General features: G+C 50.4%; 17 protein-coding genes and 2 tRNA genes. 15 read left to right on the top strand and 4 right to left on the bottom strand.

Annotated features, from left to right (window positions below; translation table 11 throughout):
• Positions 1–2 precede the first annotated feature (2 nt).
• The 10 genes from FYJ53_RS13480 to FYJ53_RS13435 all read left to right on the top strand — a co-directional run bounded on the left by FYJ53_RS13480 (position 3) and on the right by FYJ53_RS13435 (position 10093).
• Positions 3–1202, top strand: coding sequence for a pyridoxal phosphate-dependent aminotransferase (locus FYJ53_RS13480; RefSeq protein ID WP_013379527.1), 1200 nt, complete (start codon positions 3–5; stop codon positions 1200–1202).
• 38 nt (positions 1203–1240) lie between these two features.
• Positions 1241–2674, top strand: coding sequence for an adenylosuccinate lyase (gene purB, locus FYJ53_RS13475; protein WP_013379528.1), 1434 nt, complete (start codon positions 1241–1243; stop codon positions 2672–2674).
• Positions 2675–2825: 151 nt separating this feature from the next.
• A tRNA-Lys gene (locus FYJ53_RS13470) sits at positions 2826–2902 on the top strand.
• A 239-nt stretch (positions 2903–3141) separates the two neighbouring features.
• Positions 3142–3217, top strand: a tRNA-Trp gene (locus FYJ53_RS13465).
• A gap of 195 nt (positions 3218–3412) precedes the next feature.
• Positions 3413–4993 carry an ABC transporter substrate-binding protein gene (locus FYJ53_RS13460; protein ID WP_013379530.1) on the top strand — a complete coding sequence of 527 codons (1581 nt, stop codon included), beginning with the start codon at positions 3413–3415 and terminating at the stop codon, positions 4991–4993.
• A gap of 108 nt (positions 4994–5101) precedes the next feature.
• Positions 5102–6034: an ABC transporter permease gene (locus tag FYJ53_RS13455; protein WP_041689831.1), complete on the top strand. Its 933-nt coding sequence runs from the start codon at positions 5102–5104 to the stop codon at positions 6032–6034.
• A complete protein-coding gene (locus FYJ53_RS13450) occupies positions 6034–6951 on the top strand; it encodes an ABC transporter permease (RefSeq protein WP_013379532.1) in 918 nt (305 codons plus the stop codon). Before FYJ53_RS13455 ends, FYJ53_RS13450 begins: the two co-directional genes overlap by 1 nt.
• Positions 6952–6974: 23 nt before the next feature.
• Positions 6975–7952 carry an ABC transporter ATP-binding protein gene (locus FYJ53_RS13445; RefSeq protein WP_013379533.1) on the top strand — a complete coding sequence of 326 codons (978 nt, stop codon included), beginning with the start codon at positions 6975–6977 and terminating at the stop codon, positions 7950–7952.
• Positions 7952–8932 (top strand): ABC transporter ATP-binding protein, encoded by a 981-nt coding sequence (locus FYJ53_RS13440; protein ID WP_154557376.1) that lies wholly within the window; start codon positions 7952–7954, stop codon positions 8930–8932. Before FYJ53_RS13445 ends, FYJ53_RS13440 begins: the two co-directional genes overlap by 1 nt.
• A gap of 96 nt (positions 8933–9028) precedes the next feature.
• Entirely contained in the window at positions 9029–10093 is a 1065-nt protein-coding gene (locus FYJ53_RS13435) for a mandelate racemase/muconate lactonizing enzyme family protein (protein WP_013379535.1), read from the top strand.
• 208 nt (positions 10094–10301) lie between these two features.
• On the opposite strand, the gene FYJ53_RS13430 is transcribed toward FYJ53_RS13435, so the two are convergent.
• The 4 genes from FYJ53_RS13430 to FYJ53_RS13415 form a co-directional block, all read right to left on the bottom strand.
• The gene (locus tag FYJ53_RS13430) at positions 10302–12650 is read right to left on the bottom strand and encodes an ABC transporter permease (protein WP_013379537.1); all 2349 of its coding nucleotides are present in this window, start codon (positions 12648–12650) and stop codon (positions 10302–10304) included.
• Positions 12647–13330, bottom strand: a complete 684-nt coding sequence (locus tag FYJ53_RS13425; protein WP_148428650.1) for an ABC transporter ATP-binding protein — start codon at positions 13328–13330, stop codon at positions 12647–12649. The genes FYJ53_RS13430 and FYJ53_RS13425 overlap by 4 nt, the downstream gene beginning before the upstream one ends.
• Before the next feature lie 69 nt (positions 13331–13399).
• Positions 13400–14647 carry a sensor histidine kinase KdpD gene (locus tag FYJ53_RS13420; protein WP_013379539.1) on the bottom strand — a complete coding sequence of 416 codons (1248 nt, stop codon included), beginning with the start codon at positions 14645–14647 and terminating at the stop codon, positions 13400–13402.
• Positions 14648–14649: 2 nt separating this feature from the next.
• Positions 14650–15345 carry a response regulator transcription factor gene (locus tag FYJ53_RS13415; protein ID WP_013379540.1) on the bottom strand — a complete coding sequence of 232 codons (696 nt, stop codon included), beginning with the start codon at positions 15343–15345 and terminating at the stop codon, positions 14650–14652.
• A gap of 166 nt (positions 15346–15511) precedes the next feature.
• Here FYJ53_RS13415 and FYJ53_RS13410 point away from each other — a divergent pair, with 166 nt between their 5' ends.
• The 5 genes from FYJ53_RS13410 (at position 15512) to FYJ53_RS13390 (ending at position 24562) form a co-directional block, all read left to right on the top strand.
• Positions 15512–18130 (top strand): lectin like domain-containing protein, encoded by a 2619-nt coding sequence (locus FYJ53_RS13410; RefSeq protein WP_041689832.1) that lies wholly within the window; start codon positions 15512–15514, stop codon positions 18128–18130.
• Positions 18131–18346: 216 nt separating this feature from the next.
• On the top strand, positions 18347–19063 hold the full coding sequence (locus tag FYJ53_RS13405) for a LytTR family DNA-binding domain-containing protein (protein ID WP_013379542.1): 717 nt from the start codon (positions 18347–18349) through the stop codon (positions 19061–19063).
• A 4-nt stretch (positions 19064–19067) separates the two neighbouring features.
• The gene (locus FYJ53_RS13400; RefSeq protein WP_013379543.1) at positions 19068–20486 is read left to right on the top strand and encodes a sensor histidine kinase; all 1419 of its coding nucleotides are present in this window, start codon (positions 19068–19070) and stop codon (positions 20484–20486) included.
• Positions 20483–20914: a lipoprotein gene (locus FYJ53_RS13395; RefSeq protein ID WP_013379544.1), complete on the top strand. Its 432-nt coding sequence runs from the start codon at positions 20483–20485 to the stop codon at positions 20912–20914. Before FYJ53_RS13400 ends, FYJ53_RS13395 begins: the two co-directional genes overlap by 4 nt.
• 111 nt (positions 20915–21025) lie before the next feature.
• Positions 21026–24562 (top strand): S8 family serine peptidase, encoded by a 3537-nt coding sequence (locus tag FYJ53_RS13390; RefSeq protein WP_070081197.1) that lies wholly within the window; start codon positions 21026–21028, stop codon positions 24560–24562.
• The last annotated feature ends 45 nt before the right edge of the window (positions 24563–24607 follow it).

Below are 24607 nucleotides of genomic sequence, written 5' to 3'. Positions count from 1 at the left end.
CAATGAGAGCAAGAGTAGCAGAAAAAGTAGAAAACTGTATTGATTCCCTGACACTGAGCCTGTCGGAAAAGGCAAAGGCTTTTCGCGAAGCAGGTGAATCCGTTGTGAGCTTTGGAACCGGAGAACCCGATTTCACCACGCCGGAGTACATCTGTGACGGCGCCAAGGCCGCCATCGACGCCGGACATACCAAATATGACGCAGTGACAGGAGTAGCGGCGCTGCGCAATGCCATCGCCAAAAAACTGAGGGAGGATAACGGCCTGAGCTATGGCATGGATGAGATCATTGTTAACAGCGGCGCCAAAAGCAGCCTCTCAGTGGCCTTACAGACCATTCTGAACCCGGGAGATGAGGTTATTATTCCCAAGCCCTACTGGGTCAGCTATACAGAAATGGTCAAGCTGGCAGGCGGTGTGCCCGTAGTGGTAGATACAGACCCTGAAAATGCCTTTAAAATGACCGCAGAGCAGATGAAAGCAGCCATTACAGATAAAACCAAAGCCATGATGCTTAACACGCCTGTAAACCCCACAGGGGTATTATACAGCCGTGAAGAGCTCCAGGCGCTTGCAGATGTGGCAGTAGCGGCAGATATCCTGGTGATAGCCGATGAAATCTATGAGGAATTTGTCTATGACGGCAACAAAATGGTCAGTATTGCTTCTTTGGGAGAAGCGATCAAAAATAACACTATTCTGGTCAACGGCTTTTCAAAAACCTATGCCATGACAGGCTGGCGGCTGGGTTACGCCGCAGCGCCCGCGGACATTATCGCAGGCATGAAGCGGATTCAGGGGCATACGATTTCCCACCCCTCGACCATTACCCAGTACGCAGGGATCACTGCGCTTGAGGAAAAGGGTGAGGTGGTGAATGAGATTATCCGTATTTTTGATGAGCGCCGCAGGGGAATGATGGCCCGTCTGGACAAAATCTCACAGCTCAGCTATATCTACCCCCAGAGTACTTTTTATATTTTTGTAGACATCAGCCAGGTTATCGAGGATAATAGATACGGAATTGCGTCCGGATACGAATTTTCACAAAGGCTGCTGAACGAGCAGAAGGTCGTTACCATACCAGGTGAGGCCTTTGGTGTTACCGAGCATATCCGTTTATCCTTTGCCACTTCGATGGAAGAGATTGAAGAAGGATTTAACCGGATTGAAGCGTTTTTAGCATCGGCATGCCCTGCATGACCGCATTAATATATAAATAGGAGAAAGAGAGTAAGAAGATGAAAGAATTTTACGAGAGTCCACTGATTGAACGCTATGCGTCCAAGGAAGTCTGCCGGATTTTTTCTGCCGATAACAAGTTTTCAACCTGGCGTAAGCTTTGGGTTGCTCTGGCAGAAGCTGAACAGGAGCTGGGACTGCCCATCACCGACGAACAGATTGAGGAGCTGAAATCCAAGATTTATGATATTGACTATGAAACAGCTGCCAGAGAAGAAAAAATCCTGCGCCATGATGTGATGGCCCATGTGCACACCTATGGGGAGCAATGCCCCAAAGCGAAGGGGATTATCCATTTAGGCGCTACCAGCGCGTATGTGGGGGATAACACAGACATTATCACCTATACGGAGGGCCTGGTACACATCCGCAAATGCCTGCTGAACCTTATCAGCGCTCTGTCGAAATTCGCGCTGGAATACAAGGACCTGCCGACCCTGGGCTTTACCCATTTTCAGCCTGCACAGCTGACCACTGTGGGCAAGCGCGCCAGTCTCTGGATACAGGACCTGATGATTGACCTGGAAGATCTGGACCATCTCATCAGCATCGTGCGCCTGCGCGGCGCCAAAGGCACCACCGGCACCCAGGCCAGCTTTATGGACTTATTTGAAAATGATCAGGAAAAGGTAAAGCAGATCGACAGGCTGGTAGCTGAAAAAATGGGCTTTAAGGCAACCTATGCCGTCACAGGACAGACCTATCCCCGTAAATTTGACAGCCAGGTTCTGGCAGTGCTCAGCGGTATTGCCCAGAGCCTGAGTAAGTTTGCCACAGACATTCGTTTGCTCCAGCACCTGAAGGAAGTGGAAGAGCCCTTTGAGAAAACACAGATTGGCTCGTCAGCCATGGCCTACAAGAGAAACCCCATGCGTTCCGAGCGTATCTGTTCACTGGCGCGCTACATCATTGTCGATTCTCTGAACCCGGCCATTACGGCGGCTACCCAATGGTTTGAAAGAACGCTGGACGATTCTGCCAACAAGCGTATTTCCGTGCCAGAGGCATTCCTGGCGGCGGACTCCATTATTTCCATCGCCATCAATATTTCCGAAAATCTGGTGGTTTATCCAAAGGTGATCCATCAGCATATCATGAATGAGCTGCCCTTCATGGCTACCGAAAATATTATCATGGAAGGCGTGAAAAACGGCGGAGACCGTCAGGATCTCCATGAGAAAATCCGGGTGCTCTCCATGGAAGCCGGGGCGACTGTCAAGGTTGAGGGCAAGCCCAATGACCTTATCGAACGCATTGTGGCGGACGGTACCTTTGGGATTAAAGAAGAGGACATCGAAAGCATTCTCGATCCTTCTTTATATATTGGCCGCGCGCCGCAGCAGGTGGTGGACTTTATTGAGGAAGAGGTACAGCCTGTACTGGATGCCAACAAGGACCTGCTTACCATGACTGAAATTGACTTGAAGGTTTGAAACCCCAAAACAGAGCTGCCGCAGCAGGCAGCTCTGTTTCGTCAAATTGTACACTGCGTAAAAAAAATAAAAAAAATTTAAAAAAGTACTTGCATTCCAGTATCGATATGGCTATAATATACGAGTACCTTAAATCTGAGGTCACACAAATGGGCCATTAGCTCAGTTGGCTAGAGCACCTGACTCTTAATCAGGGTGTCCAGGGTTCGAGTCCCTGATGGCCCACCATTTCACAATAAAGCAATCAGATTTAAGCATTACTAAAAATTAAACGAGCCTTATATGGGACTCGAACCCCGTGGGGGTTTGAGCGTGAAAAAAACCAATTGGTTTTTAGCGAAAATCTCCGAGGTTTTAAAAACCGAGGAGGACAAATGCAGAGCATTTGTGTCCCTGATGGCCCACCATTTGAATTTAATACACGAATAACACCAGTCGCTTTTGCTATGCAAAAGCCATTTTTCTGTAGGGGTATAGCTCAGTTGGTAGAGCAGTGGTCTCCAAAACCACGTGCCGAGGGTTCAAATCCTTCTGCCCCTGCCAAATTTAATCATAAACTCTAAAATTGGCTAAGACAGCCGACTTTTAGAGTTTTTTTATATTCAGCTTTAGCCAAGAAAATTGACGTATCTGTTTTTTTATATTATAATAACGAACGGTTTGTAGCGTTTTTTAAACAAGTTTTAAGAATGCTGCTTATCCATATACTCAAAATAAAAAAAGAGAGAGGACGAAGAAATGAAGAGTGTAAAAAAACTTTTTGCTCTGCTGCTTGTAGCCGTACTTGCCATCGGTATTGCAGGCTGCGGAACCGGTGGAAGTTCTTCTGGGGGAACATCTTCAGACGGTAAGATCCGTGTAGCAATGCAGGATCCTAATGTGCCGATTGACCCGCAGAAACAGACTAGTAGTTATTTAATGATGGTTGCTGACCAGATCACACAGCCATTAATCAGCCTGAAAAATGATGGTACATTAGCACCAGAATTGATCAAGGAAATGCCAAAAATCTCTGACGATGGTTTAACCTATTCTTTTGAATTGAAGGATAATGTTAAATTCCATAATGGAGAAACTGTGAAAACGTCTGACGTTAAATATTCCTTTGAACGTTTATTAACCGAAGGTGTTATGGGCTCTATGATCGACCAGATCGTGGGCGCACAGGCATTGATTGACAAAACAGCTACCTCCCTGGAAGGTTTTAAAATTATCGATGACCAGAAGTTTGATATTGTGCTGGAACAGCCTTTCAGTCCATTTACTTCTACCATTGCAACAGCTTACGTAGCCATCTATCCAGAAAAGGCCTGTAAAGATGCGGGCGCAGATTGGGGTAGAACAGTGCTTTACGGTACTGGCCCATACAAAATGGACAGCTATGTTGCAGGACAGGGAATCGAATGCTCTAAATTCGATGACTATCATGGCGAACCAGCCAAAAACGCTGGTGTTTCTTTCAAATTTATGGAAGATGCCAACACACAGGTTATGGAATTCCAGAAGGGCAACATTGATATTGTTCAGTTAGACGCTACCTTATACCCACAGTATAAAGACAATGCAGACATCAAGGACAGCATTCACTCCTTCATGCCAATCGGGGAAATCTATTTAACACCGAGTGTTGAAATGATTCCTGAAGTTAAAGTAAGAGAAGCTTTAAGCTATGCGATCGACAGAGAAGCGATCTGCAAAGATTTATTAAACGGTACTGCTGTTCCGGCTAAGACTTTCCTTCCAGAAGGCCTGATCGGATACAATGAATCAGCACCTGCATATGAATATAATCCCGAAAAAGCAAAACAGTTATTGGCAGAAGCCGGATATCCGAATGGTTACACCATTGATGTGCCATTATCTTCAAAATATCCATTCAAAACCAAAATTGCAACCGCTATTCAGGACCAGGCACGCGCAGCTGGCTTTACACTTAATTTAAGCGAAGTTGACGGCGCTGCTTACAATGATATGGATTTAGGCGGACAGATTCCTTTGGGCGTCAGCAACTGGTATGTTGATTACATTGACCCAGATGGAATGATTTATCAGCGTTTTGCACCGATCGTTACAATGACACATTCAAGTAAATATCAGAATCCTGAATTTGATGCGCTGTTGAACGAAGGCCGTCAGATTACCGACGAATCAAAACGTCAGGAAATCTATTCAAAGGCAGATCAAATGATTACACGTCAGGATTATGCTGCTATTCCGATTTGTCATGAAACCAAATATTATTTGATGAACTCTGCAGTTAAGAATTTTGAAGTTACGGATATGTTCCGTTTCCATTTTGAAACAGCAGAATTATCCTAAGTGATATAAAGGGTTATTTATAAGTTTAAAGACACGGTAGGACAACTCGTAAGGTTTTGTTCTGCCGTGTATTTTAAATGGTATAAATTAAAAAAGGAGGAAAACAGTTTGGGTAAATATATCCTAAAAAGACTTGGGCAGACATTGCTGGTTCTTTTCGCTATCAGTATCATTGTCTTCTTATTGATGAATGTGCTGCCCGGTGACCCTGTAGCGTTGATGCTTGAAAAACGTGCAGATCCTGCAACTGTTGAGCAAGTGCGTCATTCGTTAGGATTGGACAAACCTTTATTCCAGCAATATTGGGATTTTCTAGTTGGAATTTTTCATGGTGATTTGGGGACTTCTTATTTCACAAAAGAGCCGGTTATGGCAACATTAACCCGCAGCTTTTTCATTACGCTTCAGTTAGCAGCATGTTCTTTTGTCTTTGCCGTAATTATTGGGGTGACTTGTGGAATGCTGGCTGCTATTTACAGAGGTAAAGCACTGGATTCAACATTAATGACACTCTCTATCGTAGGTATTTCCGCACCATCTTTCTGGGTTGCCATTATTCTACAGATTATCTTCGGCCTGCAGCTTGATTTACTGCCGATTTCCGGGTTTTCATCGCCCATTTATTTTATCCTGCCGAGTATTGCGCTCGGGACGCGGTACGCCGCATCCATTGCCCGTATCACACGTACGAGTATGCTGGACGTTATCGGGCAGGACTATATTCGTACTGCGAGGGCAAAAGGGGTAAAGGAAAGTGTTGTCATGTGGAAGCATGCCTTCAAAAACGCCTTGATCCCGATTGTTACTCTGTTGGGGACACAGCTTGGCTACATGCTTGGCGGCTCCATGCTCATTGAAAAAGTATTTACAATTCCAGGAATTGGTAATGTTCTGGTTACGAGCCTCAATAACCGTGACCTTCCGCTTCTGCGTGGTGCCATGCTCTACGTGGCCGTTGCCTTTGTACTGGTAAACCTTCTGGTCGATATTTCTTATGCATTCATTGACCCAAGAATTCGAGTTACGGAGGGTAAAAAATAATGAAGACACCAAATCTTGGATATAAACGAAACAACTACGCTGAGGAGAAGACAGGACAGGAAATTGTCGTCCAGTCAAAAAGCTACTGGAAGGACAGCTTCAACCGCCTGAAGAAAAATAAGGTTGCCATGGTCTGCATGGGGATCATTATCATTCTGGCGCTTGTCGCCATTCTGGCTCCGCTTATTTCTCCCTATGATCCAAACCAGCAGAATTTGGCCATTGCCCTTCAGTCACCTTCAGGCGAGCACCTGTTTGGCACCGATGAATACGGGCGCGATATTTTATCCCGTGTTATTTACGGTACCCGCGTATCCCTTTCAGCAGGGATTATTGCCCAGATCATCGCGACCATTCTGGGTGTTACCCTCGGTTCGCTGGCGGGCTATTACGGCGGTAAGGTGGATACTGTTATTTCCAGAATCATGGAAATTTTCGCAGCTTTCCCAGACCTGCTGTTAGCTATGGCAATCATGTTTGCGCTTGGTACTGGCCTCACCAGTCTGTTTATCGCCCTTGCGATTGTCAACTGGGTGCAGACAGCCAGAATGGTCCGCGGGCAGGTTATGCAGCTCAAAGAAAAGGAATTCGTTGAGGCCTGTATTGCCAGTGGCGGCAGTGGCTTCCGAATTATCATGAAGCACATGATTCCAAACTGTATTTCAACCATTATTGTATTGATAACCCTTGGTATTCCAAGTGCGATTCTGACCGAGGCGTCTTTAAGCTTCCTCGGTATTGGTATCCAGCCGCCAGATCCGAGCTGGGGCTCCATGATCAGCTACGCGCAGCCATATATCAACAGCGACCCGCTGTATAGTATATTCCCCGGAATCGCCATTATTATCACAGTAATTTCCTTTAATATGTTCGGTGACGGCCTCAGAGACGCCCTGGATCCGAAGTTGAAGAATTAAGATCAGAAAGCGGTGATTACGACATGAAATTATTAGAAGTAAAAGACCTTAAAACCTATTTCTACACCGATGAAGGTGTCGTTAAATCTGTTGATGGTGTTAGTTTTTCTGTAGATAAAGGCGAAACACTTGGGGTTGTAGGTGAGTCTGGCTGTGGTAAAAGTATCACATCGATGTCGATTATGCAGCTGATTGGAAAGCCGGGGAAAATTGTCAACGGCGAAATTGATTTTAAAGGTGAAAACCTGCTGAATAAAGATAAGGAAGAAATGCGGAAAATCCGTGGCAAGGAAATTGCCATGATCTTCCAGGAACCCATGACTTCCCTGAACCCAGTTTACACTGTAGGGCAGCAGATTATGGAAGCTGTCCTGATTCACGAGGATATGACAAAGGAACAGGCCCGGGAACGCGCGATTCAGATGCTGGATCTCGTCAAGATCCCAGATGCCGAAAAGCGTCTTAATTCCTATCCCCATGAGTTTTCAGGCGGGATGCGCCAGCGTGTTATGATCGCCATGGCCCTCTCCTGTAACCCTGAGTTTTTGATCTGCGATGAACCGACAACGGCACTGGACGTTACCATCCAGGCCCAGATCCTCAACCTGATCAATGAGCTCAAGGAAAAAACCGGCACCGCTGTCATGATGATTACCCATGACCTTGGGGTTATCTCTGAGGTTGCCGATAACGTTATGGTTATGTACGCGGGCCAGGTCGTTGAGTATACCGATGTGGACACCGTGTTTGAAAAACCGCTGCACCCTTATACCCAGGGCCTGATTAGCTGTATTCCGAAGCTGGGCGGCCAGGAAGAAAAGCTTTCAACCATCAAGGGCATGGTTCCAAGCTTTAACGATATGCCGGAGGGCTGCCTGTTCTGCCCGCGCTGCGAATACGCAAAGGATATTTGCCGCAAAGAACGGCCAGAGCTTGTTGACCTTGACGGCCATCAGGTACGCTGCTTTAAATATACCGATCGATGGGAGGAAGAAAACTAATGGCAGAAGAAAAAAACAATGTGTTGCTGGAAGTTAAAGACCTGAAAAAATGGTTCCCCATCAAAGGCAGCGGATTCGGCAAGGAAAAAGCCTTTGTCAAAGCGGTGGACGGCGTCAGCTTTACCCTTAACCGCAGTGAAACCCTCGGTATTGTAGGGGAATCCGGCTGTGGTAAATCCACCATGGGACGCTCAGTTCTCCGCCTGATTGAGCCGACTGAAGGCCAGATCATCTATGAGGGTGAAGATATTATGACCCTGGACCGCAAGGCCCTGCGCGCAAAACGTAAGGAATTCCAGATGATGTTTCAGGACCCTTATGCGTCGCTGAACCCGAGAATGACGGTTGGTGAAATTATCGGTGAGCCTCTGGAAATCCAGACGGATATGAACAGCAAGGAGCGTGAAGCAAAGGTTCTTGAGATCATGGACCTTGTTGGGCTCAATACCCAGTATATCCGCCGCTATCCACACGAGTTTTCAGGTGGACAGCGTCAGAGAATCGGTATTGCCCGGGCAATCATTTTACAGCCAAAGCTTTTGGTGTGTGATGAGCCCGTATCCGCCCTCGACGTTTCCATTCAGGCCCAGATCATTAACCTGATGGAGGACTTGCAGCACCATATGGGGATTGCCTTTATGTTTATTTCCCATGACCTGAGTGTTGTACGCCATATTTCGGACAGGGTTGCGGTTATGTACCTGGGCCATGTTGTCGAATACGCGGAGAAGGATGAGCTCTACAATAATCCGTCTCATCCTTATACCATTGCATTGCTGTCTGTTATTCCGACGGTTGAAAAAACCAAGAGAGAAAAAATCATTCTTCAGGGTGACCTGCCAAGCCCGGACAATCCGCCGAGCGGCTGTTGTTTCCATACCCGATGCTACAAAGCGCAGCAGATCTGTAAGGAATGTACCCCTGAGCTCAAGGATTTAGGCAATGGCCATATGTGCGCCTGCCACTTCCCTGGAAAATAGACGGCTCAGTATGAATAAAACGCGAAAAGCCTGGAAATCCAGGCTTTTGCGTTGTATACAGGAACTTTAACAGAATAAAGGGAGAAAGTATCTAAAATGAAAATTACGAAAATCAATACAAAACGTGTCAAGATTCCTTTGGTTGAACCATTTCATATTTCGTTGGGCGTTATCACCCACGCAGAGCAGATTCTGGTTGAAATTGAAACCGATGAAGGTCTTGTGGGGATCGGTGAAGGCTCAGCCGCTGTTTTGATCAGCGGTGAAACCCTGGAAAGCATTGAAGCCGGCATCCGCATCATGGAAAAGGAAATTATCGGCTGCGACCCAATGGATATTGAAAAAATCTACTGGATCATGGACCGTGCCATTGCCCACTGTCCTTCAGCTAAAACAGCCATTGACATCGCCTGCTATGATCTGATTGGTAAAATCACAAACATGCCTTTATACAAGGTTTTAGGGGGAAATTCCAATACCTTTGAAACGGACATGACCGTTGGTATCAACGACCCGGCTTATATGGCTGAAAAAGCAAGAACCCATGTGGCCGAAGGCTTCGACACCATCAAAACAAAGGTCGGCACCACTGTGGAAGCTGACGTAGCCCGCGTTAAAGCCATCCGTGACGCAGTAGGCCCGGATGTTAAAATCCGTCTGGACGCAAACCAGGGCTGGACGCCAAAGGAAGCCATCGCTGTGATCAACAAGCTGGCAGACTATGACATCGAGCTCATCGAACAGCCTGTGCCTTACCATGATTTTGACGGTCTGGCATTCGTTACTGCCCACTCTCCAATTCCGATTATGAGTGACGAGAGCGTCTTTAACTCAAAGGATGCCATGAGAGCCATCAAAATGCATGCCGTTGACCTGATCAATATCAAGCTCATGAAATGCGGCGGTATACGTGAAGCGCTGAAGATCAACGCCATCGCTGAAGCGGCTGGCGTTGAATGTATGCTGGGCTGCATGGCCGAAGAAAGCAACATCGGTGTCACCGCTGCTGCCAGCCTGGGCGCTGCCATGAAAAATATCACGAGAGCAGACCTTGACGCTCATCTGACCCTGACCGACGTAGCTGTAAAAGGCGGCGTTATCATGGAAAATGGCAAGACCATGATCCTGCCTGAAAAACCAGGTCTGGGACTGGAAAAGTAAGAAAAGAATTAAAAGGTTAATCATAAACAGCCACCAGCTGCCTGTTGCAGTCTGGTGGCTATTTTTTAATGGAAAATTGAGAATGGAAAATGGAAAATGATAGAACCCTTTTGCATGTGCAAAAGCGATTGAGACCGCGGCCGAAGGCCGCTGTTTAAATCACTTTTTCGATAGAAAAAGTGTTCGTAAATTTTCCATTTTCCATTTTTCATTCTCCATTGATGACGTCCACAATGTCCATACGGCGGATTTTTTTGGTTGGCCCGATGATGGACAGAAAGGTTGTGGCCAGGGACAAACCGATGATGATGACCAGGGGCAGCCAGGGCAGGCTCCAGGCGTCGCCCCAGCGGGTGGTGATCATCTGGTCATACAGGAAAGCGTGAAGGGGAAGTCCCAGAACCGCGCCGGCTGCGCAGCCCACAAGGGCATAGGCGGCCGACTCTGAGGCCACCATCCGCACAAGCTGCCTGCCGGACATCCCCACAGCGCGCATGACGCCGTACTGGTTAATGCGGCTGGAGACGCTGATGTTCATGCTGTTGATGATATTGAAAATGGTGATCAGAGCAATGATGAACAGGAAGCCGTACACAAAGGTAGACATGGTGTAAAAGGCTGAGCGGGCCTCCTGATTGCCCTGTCTGGAATCCGCCACAGTAATGTCATAGCCTGGGGTGCCGCTGTGCGCGCTCTCCGCTGCTGCGACAAGGGCGTTGACCGTGCCCAGGGTGTCATCGCTGGCGGCTTCATTTACCTGCAGGTCGATGACCGTGTAGCCCTGGCCGCCCGTAATGCGGTCAAAGGTATCTTCTGAGCTGATGAGGATCTCGCCGTTTTCCTCTGCGTTAAAGGGCAGGGAGGAAAGCACGCCGCCCACGGTAACGGTTTTGTCACCGCCTGCGGCTGGCAGGGTAATGGTGTCGCCGGTCTTCCAGTTCTGGCGGTTGTCATAGCTGACCAGCACCGTATCAGGATTTTCCCGGACACTGTCAATGCTGCCGTCCACCAGCACCGCTTCGGACCAGTCAAACTGCTGATCTTCGTAGGAGATAAGGCTGATGGCGAGTCCGTTTTTTTCGGGCAGCGGGGCGTATTTTCTGCCAAAAGCCCGCTCGATTCCCGGAACCTCATTAAGCTTTGCGGCCAGGTCATCGGGCAGATAAAGGCCGTTTTCCTCCAGGGCGACTGTAATATCCGGTGTGCTGGGTTTCAGCGGACGCATGGCATGGGACATAAAATCAATGAACACCGTAAAAGATAAAAAGAGAATAATGCTGATGGCAAAGGAGGCGGCCATCAGAGCCATATTCTTCCGGTTCCCAAAGGCGTGGCTGGTCCCCATGGCGATGTCCACAGGCAGGCGGCTGGTTTTTGCCGCCCGGTGCACCTTGGGCAGATTGCTTTCCATATTGCCGGTAACTGCGTTTAACGGGGAGACCTTTGAGGCTTTTTTGCAGGGGGACATGGCCGCCAGAAATACGGTCAGAAAACCGACGATGACACCAGCGGCCAGGCCGATGGGGCTGAGCTGAAACAGGGGCAGGTTGCCGTAAAAGGTTGGGTTGAAATGCCCCACCACGGCGCAGGAAATCCAGATGATGACCGTGCCTGCAAGCAGTCCCATTGGGATGCCCCGCAGACTGAAGCCAAGGCTCTCGCGCCGCACGTATCGGCGGACCTGTTTTTTGGAGGCGCCCAGACAGCGCAGCAGACCAAAAAACTGGGTCCGCTCCAGAATACTGATGTTAAAGCTGCTGGAAATCATGATGGTGCCTGCGATCAGTACCAGCAGAAACAGCACCAGCGCAATGCCGTAAAGGGCATAGGCGTAAGGGTCGCCGCTGACGCCGTAGAGCCCGAGAAGCCGCTGGTTTTCCTGAATCTGGCCGGGGGACAGGCCATAGGTAGTCTGGATATCCTCGATACCCGGGCGGATGTCAAGCGCGTTTTTAAACTGAAGGTAATAGACGGTCCGGGAATCCCGGTTTTCCAGACACTGTTTTATACCCGCTTCATTGAAAAAAGCAGCGTGCCGGTCTCTTGACTTAAGGGCGGAAAAATCATTGAAGGTACCGCAGATGGTAAAGGTGACCGGCGGGCCGCCCACCGCCTCGGTAGTGACGGTGTCGCCGATGCTCAGGCCAAGCGCATCAAGAAGCTGCCGGTCTACAAGGGCTTCATCCGCTGTCTGGGGAAAGTGCCCTTCGCTCACCGTAAGCCCCATCTCGGCCGACAGGGCTTCGCTGCTTCCCTGGAGCATGAGTTCCCTGCCGCCCAGCGCTGCGCTTGAAGCAGCAGTAAGCCAGCCGGAGACAGCCACGTCGGGCCGAAGGCCGATCATCTGGCCGGCGGCCTCGTCCAGGTCCTTGATGGCGATGTGAAAATTGCCGTCCTCCCGGATGGCCCGGTCGACTTCTGCCCGGATAGCCATATCGGCCATGCCGAAGATCGCGGTGACCAGGCAGACCGCAATGGTGATACAGAGCACGGTGATCCGGTTTTTCCTGCGGTGCACCCTTGCGTACTGTGAAACAAGGTCGAGGTAGCTTTTCATTGCAGGGCACCTCCCAGATCGGTGAGGAAACCGTCAGAAACCTGAAGCACCCGGTCGGCCTGCTGCGCGATGGCAGGGTTGTGGGTGATCATGAGAATGGTCTGACGGTAGTGCCTGGAGGTGGATTTGAGCAGAGAGATAACCTCACGGCTGTTTTTGCTGTCCAGGTTGCCCGTGGGCTCGTCGGCCAGAATGAGCATGGGCCGGGTGACTAAGGCCCTGCCGATGGCCACACGCTGCTGCTGCCCGCCGGAGAGCTGCCGCGGCAGGTGGCTTCTGCGCTCCCTTAGCCCGAGAACCTCCAGAAGCTCCTCCACATAGGCCTGATCGGGCTTTTGATAATCGAGCAGGAGGGGGAAGATGATGTTCTGCTCTACGCTCAGCTCGGGAATCAGGTTGTAGGACTGGAAGATAAAACCAATGCTGCGTCTCCGGAAGATGGTGAGCTGCTCCTCCTTCATGGAGAAGATATCCTTGCCGTCGATAAAAACCTGCCCCTTCGTCGGGGTATCCAAAGCCCCAAGGGTATTGAACAATGTGGTTTTACCAGAGCCGGATTCGCCCACAACCGCCACGAATTCGCCCTTTGTGATATTAAAGGAAACGTTTTTCAGGGCTTCTACACGGGCGTCGCCGTCCCCGTAAATTTTTGTCAGTTTTTTTACTGTGAGTAAATTCATGTTGTTTACCACCTTTCTTGATCTGCTAACAGGATAACACGGGCAGCTTACGGGCAGATGTCCCAAAGCTTACAATTTTGTCATCTTCAAAAAGGTCATGGTAAACAGGGCACCCTGGCCCGGGCTGCTCTCCACCGAGAGCGTGCCCTTATGAGCTTCGGTGATGGCCAGAGCCAGAGGGAGCCCCAGCCCGGCGCCCTGGGTATCCTGGGAGAAGCGGCTGCGGTAAAAGCGTTTGAAAATATGGTGGATATCCTCCGGGTGGATACCGCTGCCGTTGTCCTGGACCGTGATGCGGGTGACTGCTGCGCTCTCATCCCATCCAACTGCAATCCAGCCGCCGGTGCTGGTATGGTCAAGGGCGTTTTTTATCAGGTTGCTGACAGCCTCGGTGAGCCAGTCGGGATCGTAGAGGAGCCGGGCAGCCGGGCTTCCGGAAAAGCGCAGGGCTTTCTGTTCCCGTCTGGCCCTTGTCTCAAAGCTGTGTGACAAATCCTCCATCATCGCCTGAACAGGCCTGAGGACTGGTCTCAGGGTGATGGCGCCTGCGTCCAGACGGGTGATTTTAAGCAGGTTTTGAATCAGGGTTTCCATACGGTTCAGCGAGTCGTTTACCTTATCTGTGAAACGGGCCAGCACCTCGGGGTCGGCGCCGTCCTCCTGAAGAATTTCATTGTACATTTTCAGGGCGGCCAGCGGTGTTTTCAGCTGATGGGAAATATCGGAGAGGGTATCCTTGAGAAAGGACTTTGCCTTTTTTTCTGTATCCAGATGGGCGGTGAGGGAGGTGGCCAGGCTGTTGATGTCCGCAAAGAGCTTATACAGGCTGCCATCCGCGTCGCTTTCCAGACGGGCGCTGGTGTTGCCGCCCATGAAGCGTTTGAGCTGAGTTTCGGCCCGGGTGATTGTGCGCTGCTGCGCGCGGAAATACAGCACACAGAGCACTGTGACACAGAGGGTGAAGAGAAGCCCGTAGGAAAACAGCGAGAGCATGCTGCTGTACCGAAAGGCCGACAGAAAGGAAAGGTAGGCGGCAGGGGTGTCCGGCGTGTAACCCGCCCGGGTGAGCAGCGCCGAACCGGCCTCGCCCTCACTGGCGGTGAGGTCCCGGGTAAAGACATCAGCGACTTCCTCGGCAGGAAGCCCCTTATCCAGCAGCGCGCCGGCCAGCTCAGTGTCTCTGGTGTAAAGAACACTTCGGGCGCTGGAGGAGAGAGAAAAGGCGATGAGCTGTCCGGCGAGCAGCAGAAAAATCGTCGCTATGCCTAAAGCTGTAAACAAGCGCCGGATATCCCGGTTGTTAAAAATTGTGCTCATGATCAGTCACCAGCGCTTTCGGACTGCCATTTGTAGCCCATGCCGCGCACAGTGAGCAGCCGGGCAGGATGGTTGGGATCATCTTCGATTTTGCTGCGAAGGCGTCTTATATAAACCGAGAGGGTGTTGTCGTCCACAAAATCGCTCGGACTGTCCCAGAGGCGTTCCAGAATGGAATTCCGGCTCAGTATCATGCCGGGATTCTGTAAAAACATGATCAGCAGGCGCTGCTCCGCGGCGGTGAGCTCCAGAGACTGGCCGTTTTTAGTGGCGCTGCCTTTCATCAGATCCACCGCGATGCCGTGGCTTTCGAGGATGGGAGACCGGAGCTTTCGGGCGCGGCGCAGCAAGGCCTTTATTCTGGAAACCAGCTCACCCAGATTAAAGGGTTTGGTGATGTAGTCATCGCCGCCGATGTCCAGACCCATGACAACATTGACCTCCTCATCCGAAGCTGTCAGAAAAATGATAGGCACCTCAGAGTGCCTGCGGACACTGCGGCAGATATCAAAGCCGGTGCCGTCGGGCAGTGTCAGATCAAGCAGAAGCAGATCAAAGGAGTCCTTTTCGAAAAGGAGAAGGGCCTCCTGCACGGTCTGGGCAACGCGGACATTAAAGCCGTTTTTGACCAGTGTATATTCGAGTCCGTCAATGAGGCTTGTGTCGTCTTCAACTAAAAGGATACGGTTTTGGATCATAAAAAAACCTCCTGTACATAAGTGCTTTTATTATAGCACAGGAGGTCAAATGGTATTCTGAAAAGACAACATTTATTTAAACGGTCGTTTTTCGGTTTAAACGGTATAGAAAGGGATGTCAAAATTAGTTATAATAATACAAAAAGTATCAGAATGGAGGAAAAAAGTGAAAAAGAAATCATTGCCCAAATCATGGAAAGGACGAATTACCGCAGCCATCCTGGGCGTAACCCTAAGCTTTACGGCTTTTACCGGCTCTGTTGTGCTGGCAGCGCCGGAGATTCCAGTGGATACTAGCGGTGTCGATAATTATGACGGCGGCCGCCTGCCCGCAGGGCTGGATTCATCCTATTACACTCTGCCCCAGGACACCAACGGCATCACGCCAAGGGGCGTGACGTTACCGGAGCAATACGACCTGCGGAATAAGGGGCTTGTGACCGGCACCCGGAATCAGAACCCCTGGGGCTCCTGCTGGTCCTTTGGCAACACCTCCAGCATCGAATCCAACGCGGTGCTGAAAGGCGCTGGCAGCGCCGGCAGCCTGGACTATTCCGAGCACTATATGGCCTGGTTTACCTTCCAGCCCTACCAGGGCGAGGGGTATGAGATCGTGGAGGGCGCGGCAAATGTCCTGGACTTTGGCGGACGTCGGCAGATGGCCACAGCGGACACCACAGCCTGGTTTGGACCGATTGATGAGACGCTGGCGCCCTATGTCAACGCCGCGGGAGAACGGGATGACAACGGTATTCCGTTGAAAACCGGTGACTGGAGCCTTCCGGAAAGCCTGCGGGATGAGGCAGAGGAGGTGCACGTGCAGAACGTGGATTACCTGCCTGAGACGGGCGTCTTTAAAGGCACAGCGGTGGATAAAGATGGTATAACCTATAAAACCGGTTACTCTTTTGACGAGGCTGCCCTAAAGGCCGTTAAAAGCGCTCTCATGGAAAACGGTGTGCTGGACGTGTCCTACTATGCGGCAAAATCACTTCCAGATCAGGATGAGAATACCACTGAAATTTTTAATACCGAAACCCATGCTCAGTACAGCCCAAGAAATGCCTCGGCCAACCATGAAGTCTCCATTGTGGGCTGGGATGATACCTATAGTGTTGATAATTTTAGCACCACGCCGCCGGGACCAGGTGCGTGGATTGTTAAAAACAGCTGGGGCAAGGGGAACGGTGGCGCAGGCTCTGTGGATGCAGAAGGCTACTTTTATATCTCTTATTATGACCAGACCGTCAGTGAGTTCACTTCCTACCAGGTGGACGTGCCGGAAAACGGTCTGTTCAGTTATGATAATAATTATCAATATGACTTTTTAGGCTATAAGTCCTTTGTGTCCGTTCCGCCGAGCGAGGACAACAGAGGTAACAAGGTAGCCAACATCTTTACTGCGGAAAAGGATGAGGTATTAACGGCAGTGTCCGCCATTACCGTGGATACGAACAGTACCGTTGAGGTTGAAATTTACAAGCTCGCCGATGGCGCAGACCTTTCAAACGCGGGCGAGGCGGTTTCCACAATCACTGCCCAACCCACCTACGGCGGCTATCACACCATTGAACTGAACAAGGATGTTGAGCTAAAGGCCGGCGAACGCTTTGCCGTGGTCGAGACCATTACGGGAGATAGCGGTGGCTATCTACCGATAGAGATGGGCTATAGCGGTGTTATTACCCAGGGCAGCGGTGGTAAAATCCAGACCATTGCCAAGATTGAACCAGGCCAGAGCTATGTTTTTTCCAAGGAAAATGGTCAGTGGATTTGGTCTGACATAGCAAATACGCCTCCAACAGTAGTCGGCGATGAAACCAGTAACTATGGCAATGCTATGATCAAAGCCTTTACCGTCGATCAGGATGACGCAGTGGCAGCGGCTCTGACCGTTGAAAGCCTTGACAGCCAGAAGCAGTCTCTGGGAAGCCAGGAGGTAACGGATTTTGCAGCCCCGGTGCTGCTGCCAGCCGGGACAGAAACTATCCGCCTGAGCGCCACAGCCCAGAACGGAACCGCCAGCCTGAGCGTGGCTGAAAATACCGAAGTTGCCAAGGAAGATTTCCAGAATACGCCCATAGTCCTCAGCCTGACCTCTGAGCCAAGGGGGAACAACGGGGCAGAGTATACCCTGAGCTTTAACATTGAGAAAGTGCTGGTATCTGAAGATGGTAGTACAACTCTAATCGACAATCAGGAGCTGCTGCCAGAGGGAACGATCTTTGATGCCAAAGCGCTGACAAAGGGCGACGCCTACGAACAGGCAAAGAAGACATTGAAGGATGGGCATGACGCTTTTACACTTTATGAAGTTACAACGCTGGATAAGGATAACAAGCCTGTCACCCTGGCATCAGGAAAAAAACTGACCATGGAATTCAGACTGCCGGATGGTTACGAAGCGGCTAAAACCAAGATTTATACCATCGGTGATGATGGAAGTCTTAAGGATATGAACGCCGCTGCAAAAACTCCAGAGCCCCAGGCCACTGTACTGCGTACTGCTGAGGCGGCAGAGTCCAAAACCGTGCTGAGTGTGGATACTAACGTACTCAATGGCACCTACGCTATCGCCGTGGTTAAAAATGACACTTCTGGCGGCACAGATGAACCCCAGCAGGGCAGCGGCGGCACAGAAACCAAGTATGCAGAAGCGCCGGCTCAGCCGGGGGTTCTGACAGGCCTCACTTCCGCCGCCAATATCGTACTGCCCATTGGCATTATCGTTTTGGTGATTGTCATTGCGGGTGTTTGGATCTATCTGCGAAGAAAAAATAAATAACGTATACTGAGACCTGGCTGCCTGCCGGGTCTTTTTTAGTACGGAACAGAGACAAAAAGATGATAGGATACAGATGTTGAAGTAAAGGAACAGGTGCCTTTATATGAATGAATCAAGAGAAGATGATCTGTTTTTAGAGCGTTTATCACTTCACTAATGCTTTTCAAACTACAATTTGCTATAATAGAATCATGAGCAGAAATGGAGTGATTGTAAATGAAAATTTTACTATGCGAAGATAATCCGGCAGATCTGGAAAAAGCCCGGGAACAGATCGAGGCAGCTGCAGAAACCTACCCGGAGGAGAGCATGCTTGAAATTTGCCAAACTGCAGAAGCCTGCAGAGCTTATCTGAAAAGCGAGGTGCCGGATCTGGTTTTTATGGATATCTTTATGGCAGAGACCTCCGGCGTTGATTTGGCCCGTGAAATCCGAAGCCTGAGTACAGATGCAAAGATCGTATTTCTGACCAGCTCTAATGAGTTTGCGGCCGAATCCTACGAGGTTGGAGCCATGGATTATATCCTTAAGCCCCCGACGCAGAGTCAGGTGAAAAAAGTATTTGAAAATTATATGAAAACCCAGAAGTCCCAGAGGCGTTATATTTTAGTCAAGCGGGGCAGAGACGAGGTTAGAATTGAGGAAGCTGGCATTCTTTATGTCAGAACCATCGGCAATGAAACCAGTATCCATACAAAAACCGGCGTCATCAGAGCCTACTATCCCTTGAGAGAAATTGAAAAGCAATTGGACGTCAGCCGTTTTCTGAAAGTCCGAAAGGGGCTGATCACCAGCATGGATTATATCGAATCCATGGAAGGTGATTATTGCGTGCTGAAAAATGGCGAGGAGTATGCCATCAGCCGGAAAAACAAGTCGGAAAACCGAAAGAAATTTTATGACTATCAGTTTTCACAGATTGAAAGGAGGTAAAGGGTTGCTCGAATCCAATGTTTTTTTGCGGTATATTCTTGGCTTCTGGGTGCAGGTGGTGCCTGTGGCAGCCCTTTGCTATCTGGCCTTTGACCCGGAGGATTACCGCCTGAGCGTCAAAAAGACCGCTTTTCTTAACCTGGGGGTCATGCTTCTGCTGTCCATTTTGGAGACTTTTTTGTGGGTCTGGAATGAGCAGCTTCAGGGCACTGATTATGAGGCGGCCTTCAGCGGCAACAGTACCATTTTTTACGGCTTTCTGCTGCTTTGCTTCTTTTTGTTTCTGGCCTGCGTGCGCAGTACCCTGGTCAAGAAGCTGCTGGTCTTCTCGATGGGTTTTGCCTACGCGGTCTTTGTGGCCTCCGGCGCCAACACTTATCTGACTGTTTTTCCTGAAAGCAGTTTTTGGGATGCTTCCCGTGAGGCAGGGGTGATGCTGCAGGGGGGCTCCATCTATGTGATTATCGTGCTGGAGTGTGTGACACTGCCGCTCATGATACTGTTCATGCGAAAAATCGTCCGGCCGGCACTGCGGGTTCTGGATACCAAGACAAGCCGTTATTTCTGCCTGGCCATCATTATTATGCTCATGCTGTACTGCGCGAGCTATACCCGCATCACCTTTAATTTTGACACCGTACTGTTTGTGTTTTACTGCCTGACCCTGTGTGTGTTTGGGTCCTTTGGCATCTTTTTTTACACAGCCGGGCAGATGAACAAAAACAGGGAAACAGAAGAAAAGGCACGCCAGCTGGAACACCAAATCCAGCTTGAGGAGCTCAATTACCGGAATATTGTCGGCAATCTGGAGAATGCCCGCATGCTCCGGCACGATGTGCGACACCATCTGCGGCTCATTGGCGAGCTGGCCGAAAGCGGCAATACCAAGGCCATTCAGGATTATATCCAATCTTACGACGACCGTATCCAGTCTGAGACCACCGTACAGGCTTCCGACAATTATATCTTTAACAGCATCTATCAATACTACCTTGCAAAGTGTGAGGAAAGCGGTATCGAGCTGAACGTGAAGGTAAAGCTGGGGCAGACACCAGGTATTGACCAGGTGGATCTTACGGTTCTGTTTTCCAACATTCTGGAAAACGCCTTTAACGCCTGCCAGAAGGTCGTCGGCCAAAAGCCCTTTATCGACCTGCGGGTAGGGCCGGTGGGCAGTTCCATGGTCATTATCATGAAAAACAGCACCACGATGGTCAGCGAAAAACAGACCCTGACCACCGCAGAACTTCAGCGCCTGAAGGAAAACGGGCGTAAAAGCCTTGGACTGCAGAGCGTTCAAAGCATTGTGGACGCCCATCACGGGTATGTGGAGTACCACTGCAGCGAGGGCGTGTTCAGCACGAAAATAAGTATCATCTGTGCCGCAAAAGACACCGATGATAGCAGGGAGGAAAGAATATGAAAAAAATAATATCAGGAATGATGGCGTTGGTCCTCTGCTTTACACTGGCGGCCTGCACTGCCGGGTCTGGTACGGGTATCGCAGGAACCTGGAAGGAGGAGACCGCAGCCGAAACAGACCAGAGCGGTTACCAGCTGACTTTTAAGGATGACGGCAGCTTTGAGGAAAGGATTGAGCCAAAAAGCGATCAGGCATCGCCCACCACTGTCAGCGGAAAATACACTGTGGACAGCGGCAGAATAAAGCTGGAGGTCACCAGCTTTTCCGGAGGCGGTATAGAGGCGGAAAACCTCATGAACCTGGGCGCTGGCAGCAATGTGGTGGAGCGGCAGTACGAAATTGAGGGCCAAACCTTGTATTTGTACGAGAACGAAAAACAGGAGGGCCGTACCGAGAAGGCCTTTGAAGGAAAGTTCATCAGAGAATAAAAAACAGATAAAATGTGACGAGTGGTCAAAACTCGATGTAAACGGTATGCTGTCCGTGGGAAAAGTATGATATAATAAAAAGGATTTAATAAAACCTGAGAGGAGAATCATGTGAAAAAGCGAATTTTAGGCATTATGCTGAGTCTGCTTATGGTCTTTTCCACCGTGCCGGCAGGAGTGCTGGCCCAGGAAGACAGTCCGGCAGATTATGGAACACCCGGTGTAGATTACGCCGAGGGCGAGGCCATCGTCTATGTTGACGGCGGCGCAGCAGCGCTGAACAATACAAACAGCCGTAGCCGTAGCGCCTCAGCCTACGAGACCGAGGAGCTCATGACCGTAGAGGCAGCGGCAGAGCCCGCGGCCGAAAACAGCCCCATGCTGCGCAGCGCAGCCGCCCAAACGGGCAAAAGCCTGGTGCTGGTAAAAAGCGGCCAGGACACCGAAAGCCTGATCGCGGACCTGCAAAACAACCCCAATGTTGAATTTGCAGAGCCGAACTATTTTGTGGAGGCTTATGGTGTAAATGAGCCAACAGACCCGGATTATACTTACCAGTGGGCTTTAAAAAATCAACTGAATCCCGGAAGCACCAGCATTCCGTCGGCGGATATCAACGCTGCAGATGCGTGGAAAGCAGTTGATACAACAGGCAATACCCCCGTGGTCGCCGTGCTGGACAGCGGCGTGGATTATCACCACCCTGACCTTGAAAATATTATGTGGAAAGACGGCTTGAATTACAAATCTCTTACTGATATGGGCGGTGGTGAGTATGGTTACAATGCTATTACAGGTGAGGATAGCAAAGATCCCATGGACACAGATACTGGCCATGGCACCCACTGCGCGGGCATCATTGCCGCCGAGTGGGATAACGATATCGGCGTTGCCGGTGTCAGCCCAAACGCCCAGATCATGGCCGTACGCTTTCTCGGCCAGTCTGGAAGCGATATGGCCGGAGCCATCCGCGGTTACGCCTATATCCAGGCAGCAGCAAAGGCTGGCGTGAACGTGGTCGCCATCAATAATTCCTGGGGCCCCAGCGCCGTTGAGGGCCGGCAGCTGCGGTCTGTTTCCACGGCAGCCACTGCCATCGGCAGAGATTACGGTGTGGTTTCCTGCTTTGCGGCAGGCAACTCCAATACCAACAACGACCTGAACAGCGGCGGCATTGTCAACAGCCCCTATGTGGTAACCGTTGGCGCCATGGACAGCGAGGGCTATCGCAGCTTTTTCTCCTGCTATGGTAAAGAAACCGTGGATGTTTTTGCACCCGGCAGCCAGATTTTATCGACCACCACCACCTTTACGGATGCAGCGCATCCCATGAACACACACGTCATGCCTGTGCAGTATCTGCCGCAGATACAGGAGGATGGGGATTCTTATTTCTATGAAGATTTTGAGAACACATCAAGGGTGGGTCTGCGCCTTTTGGACGCAGACGGTAAAGTTGTTGAAACAGCAAAATCATCCGTTTTATCCCCTGGCTATGCCAGTGACAAAGGCCTGCAGATTTCTTTAGACAGCATCCAAAATGATGAGGCTTTCGCCATTGAGATGGTCTTTAACCGGGATGAATTAAAGAGCATTGATACAAACGCGCTTTTCAATATCGCATTCCAGGCAGGCTGTGACAACGCCATGTACGGCCAGACCTTCCTGCTCCAGTATCAGGATAAGGACGGGAATTGGCAGGGCATTGATTCAACTCAGGTATTGACAAAAGATCCAGTCAGCTATTTACCTGCCCGTCTGCGCCTGTCTGACCACAACTGGAACCAGTCGACCCAGGAAGTCAACTTGCCTGATTTTATGGAATATAAGAACCCAGAAGCACAAAATGAGGTCGTCTTACGTCTCATCCCCAAGCCGGCCGAAGAAGGGCAGCAGGGCGTAATGAGCGGAAAGACAGCCGATACCGCCACCTTCCGTCTGGACGATGTGGGCTTTGGTAAAAAAGCCTCCGACTATTTTTACTCCGACGGTACCTCCATGGCCACCCCAGTGGTCACCGGGATTGCGGCCCTGCTGTCCACGAAATTTGACAGCGCAGAAGAAGTCTGCGCACGCATCAAGGGCGGTGTCAACCGCGAAGAAGCTCAGGAGGATCTGAAAAACGCGTCCGTTTCCCAGGGCTTTGTGGATGCTGGAGCCGCCTTTGACGATACACAATGCGTTCCAGTCCTCAATGATCTGACCATCGACGGCGATACAGCCACCCTTAAAGGCTATTTCTTTGGAACACAGGGAACCGTCAGCGTTGGCGGACAAAACGCAGCTATTACCGGATGGGCAGATAACACCATCACTTTTACCATGCCCCAGGGCATAAAGGGAAAACAGGAGGTTATTGTCACGCCGGAAAATAAAGATTACGGACGGAATATTTTCGAGGTCAGTACCTATGTTAAAGGCTACAGCACCCTGGCAGCCCCAGATCTTAAGCTCGATGAATTCGGTGATTACGACCTCAGATCAGCCGACCTGTATCCTCTGACCATGGCAGCCACCGAAAACAAGCTGGCCTATCTGGGAATTATACTGGAAAGCAGCAAACTTAAGATGTCCGTTTATGACATCGCGGCAGGAAAATGGGATGAAAAGCCCGTTTCGTTGCCAGAAAATATGGTAGAAACGCCAAACCTGTCCTTTTATTCAATGACCGCGGGGAAAACGAAGTTCTACTTATTGTACAGTGCACAGGAAAAAGTGATTAAAGACGGAAAAGAAACCACAAAAGATATTGTCCGGATTGGCACCTATGACCCGTCAGCAGCCACCTGGAAAACAGTGGACACAGAGCTGGGCGGCACCGAAAAGCTTGTAGTCTACGGCGATAAGCTGCTGGCCGTCGGCGGCGATGATATTACCGTAACAGATAACGGCGTGACATCGACCGCTAAAAACAGCGTGCTCATCATCAATCCAGAAACCGGTGCGACCACCGGCAGCCTGAAGGATATGCCAGAAGGCCGCAGCGGAGCAACGGTCAGCGCATCGGGCAGTACACTCATGGTTCACGGCGGCAACAACGGGCTGCTGAATCCAGATCAAAAGACCTATGACAATACCTTAAGCTACGACGGCAGCAGCTGGAACACCTATGACGACAGCTTTCCGGCCGCCGGGCAGTTTGATGCCAACCAGACCCTTGACGCAGCCTATACCGCTCTCAACAACAACGGCATGCTGGCAGTGGGCCCGGTTAAAGACCTGGACAAAGCCGAGATGATGGACACCTGGAGCTTTAACGCCAAAGACAAAGCCTGGGCAGGCGATGCCGGCAAGCTCTACAGCCAGACCAAGACCACCCAGAACATTGGCGCGGCCTCAGGCAACCAGTTTTATGTTTTAGGCTATACTGGAAGAGACACAGAACCGCTGGTATTCCGCTCCACCACCGTGGACTATACCGGCCCGACTGGCGACCCGTCCGGTGACCAGCCCACACCGCCGGAGCCAAGCCCCAGTGTGAACCCATCCCCGACAGCGGCGCCCGCAGATAGCGGCACTACTGGAAACGGATCAAACGCGGGAACTGGCCTCTTTGGCGGCGCCTCAGGCATTGCCCTGACCGCCGCGGCGCTTCTGCTGCTGGCAGCAGGCGGCGGCCTGGTACTCTACCGCAGAAGAAAAGGTTAAACCTGAAAACCCCCGCAGTACAGCTGTACTGCGGGGGTTTTTTAG

This window comes from Eubacterium sp. BL-380-WT-2B, assembly GCF_009696115.1.
Taxonomy (GTDB): Bacteria; Bacillota; Clostridia; order Eubacteriales; family Eubacteriaceae; genus Eubacterium; species Eubacterium callanderi.
This window is presented reverse-complemented; position numbering and strand designations above follow the sequence as displayed.

Coding starts and splice junctions, on each gene's coding strand:
- FYJ53_RS13420 (WP_013379539.1), bottom strand. CDS start 14,647: ATGAGCACAATTTTTAACAACCGGGATATCCGGCGCTTGTTTACAGCT.
- FYJ53_RS13425 (WP_148428650.1), bottom strand. CDS start 13,330: ATGAATTTACTCACAGTAAAAAAACTGACAAAAATTTACGGGGACGGC.
- FYJ53_RS13445 (WP_013379533.1), top strand. CDS start 6,975: ATGAAATTATTAGAAGTAAAAGACCTTAAAACCTATTTCTACACCGAT.
- FYJ53_RS13395 (WP_013379544.1), top strand. CDS start 20,483: ATGAAAAAAATAATATCAGGAATGATGGCGTTGGTCCTCTGCTTTACA.
- FYJ53_RS13450 (WP_013379532.1), top strand. CDS start 6,034: ATGAAGACACCAAATCTTGGATATAAACGAAACAACTACGCTGAGGAG.
- FYJ53_RS13440 (WP_154557376.1), top strand. CDS start 7,952: ATGGCAGAAGAAAAAAACAATGTGTTGCTGGAAGTTAAAGACCTGAAA.
- FYJ53_RS13480 (WP_013379527.1), top strand. CDS start 3: ATGAGAGCAAGAGTAGCAGAAAAAGTAGAAAACTGTATTGATTCCCTG.
- FYJ53_RS13460 (WP_013379530.1), top strand. CDS start 3,413: ATGAAGAGTGTAAAAAAACTTTTTGCTCTGCTGCTTGTAGCCGTACTT.
- FYJ53_RS13415 (WP_013379540.1), bottom strand. CDS start 15,345: ATGATCCAAAACCGTATCCTTTTAGTTGAAGACGACACAAGCCTCATT.
- FYJ53_RS13405 (WP_013379542.1), top strand. CDS start 18,347: ATGAAAATTTTACTATGCGAAGATAATCCGGCAGATCTGGAAAAAGCC.
- purB (WP_013379528.1), top strand. CDS start 1,241: ATGAAAGAATTTTACGAGAGTCCACTGATTGAACGCTATGCGTCCAAG.
- FYJ53_RS13435 (WP_013379535.1), top strand. CDS start 9,029: ATGAAAATTACGAAAATCAATACAAAACGTGTCAAGATTCCTTTGGTT.
- FYJ53_RS13430 (WP_013379537.1), bottom strand. CDS start 12,650: ATGAAAAGCTACCTCGACCTTGTTTCACAGTACGCAAGGGTGCACCGC.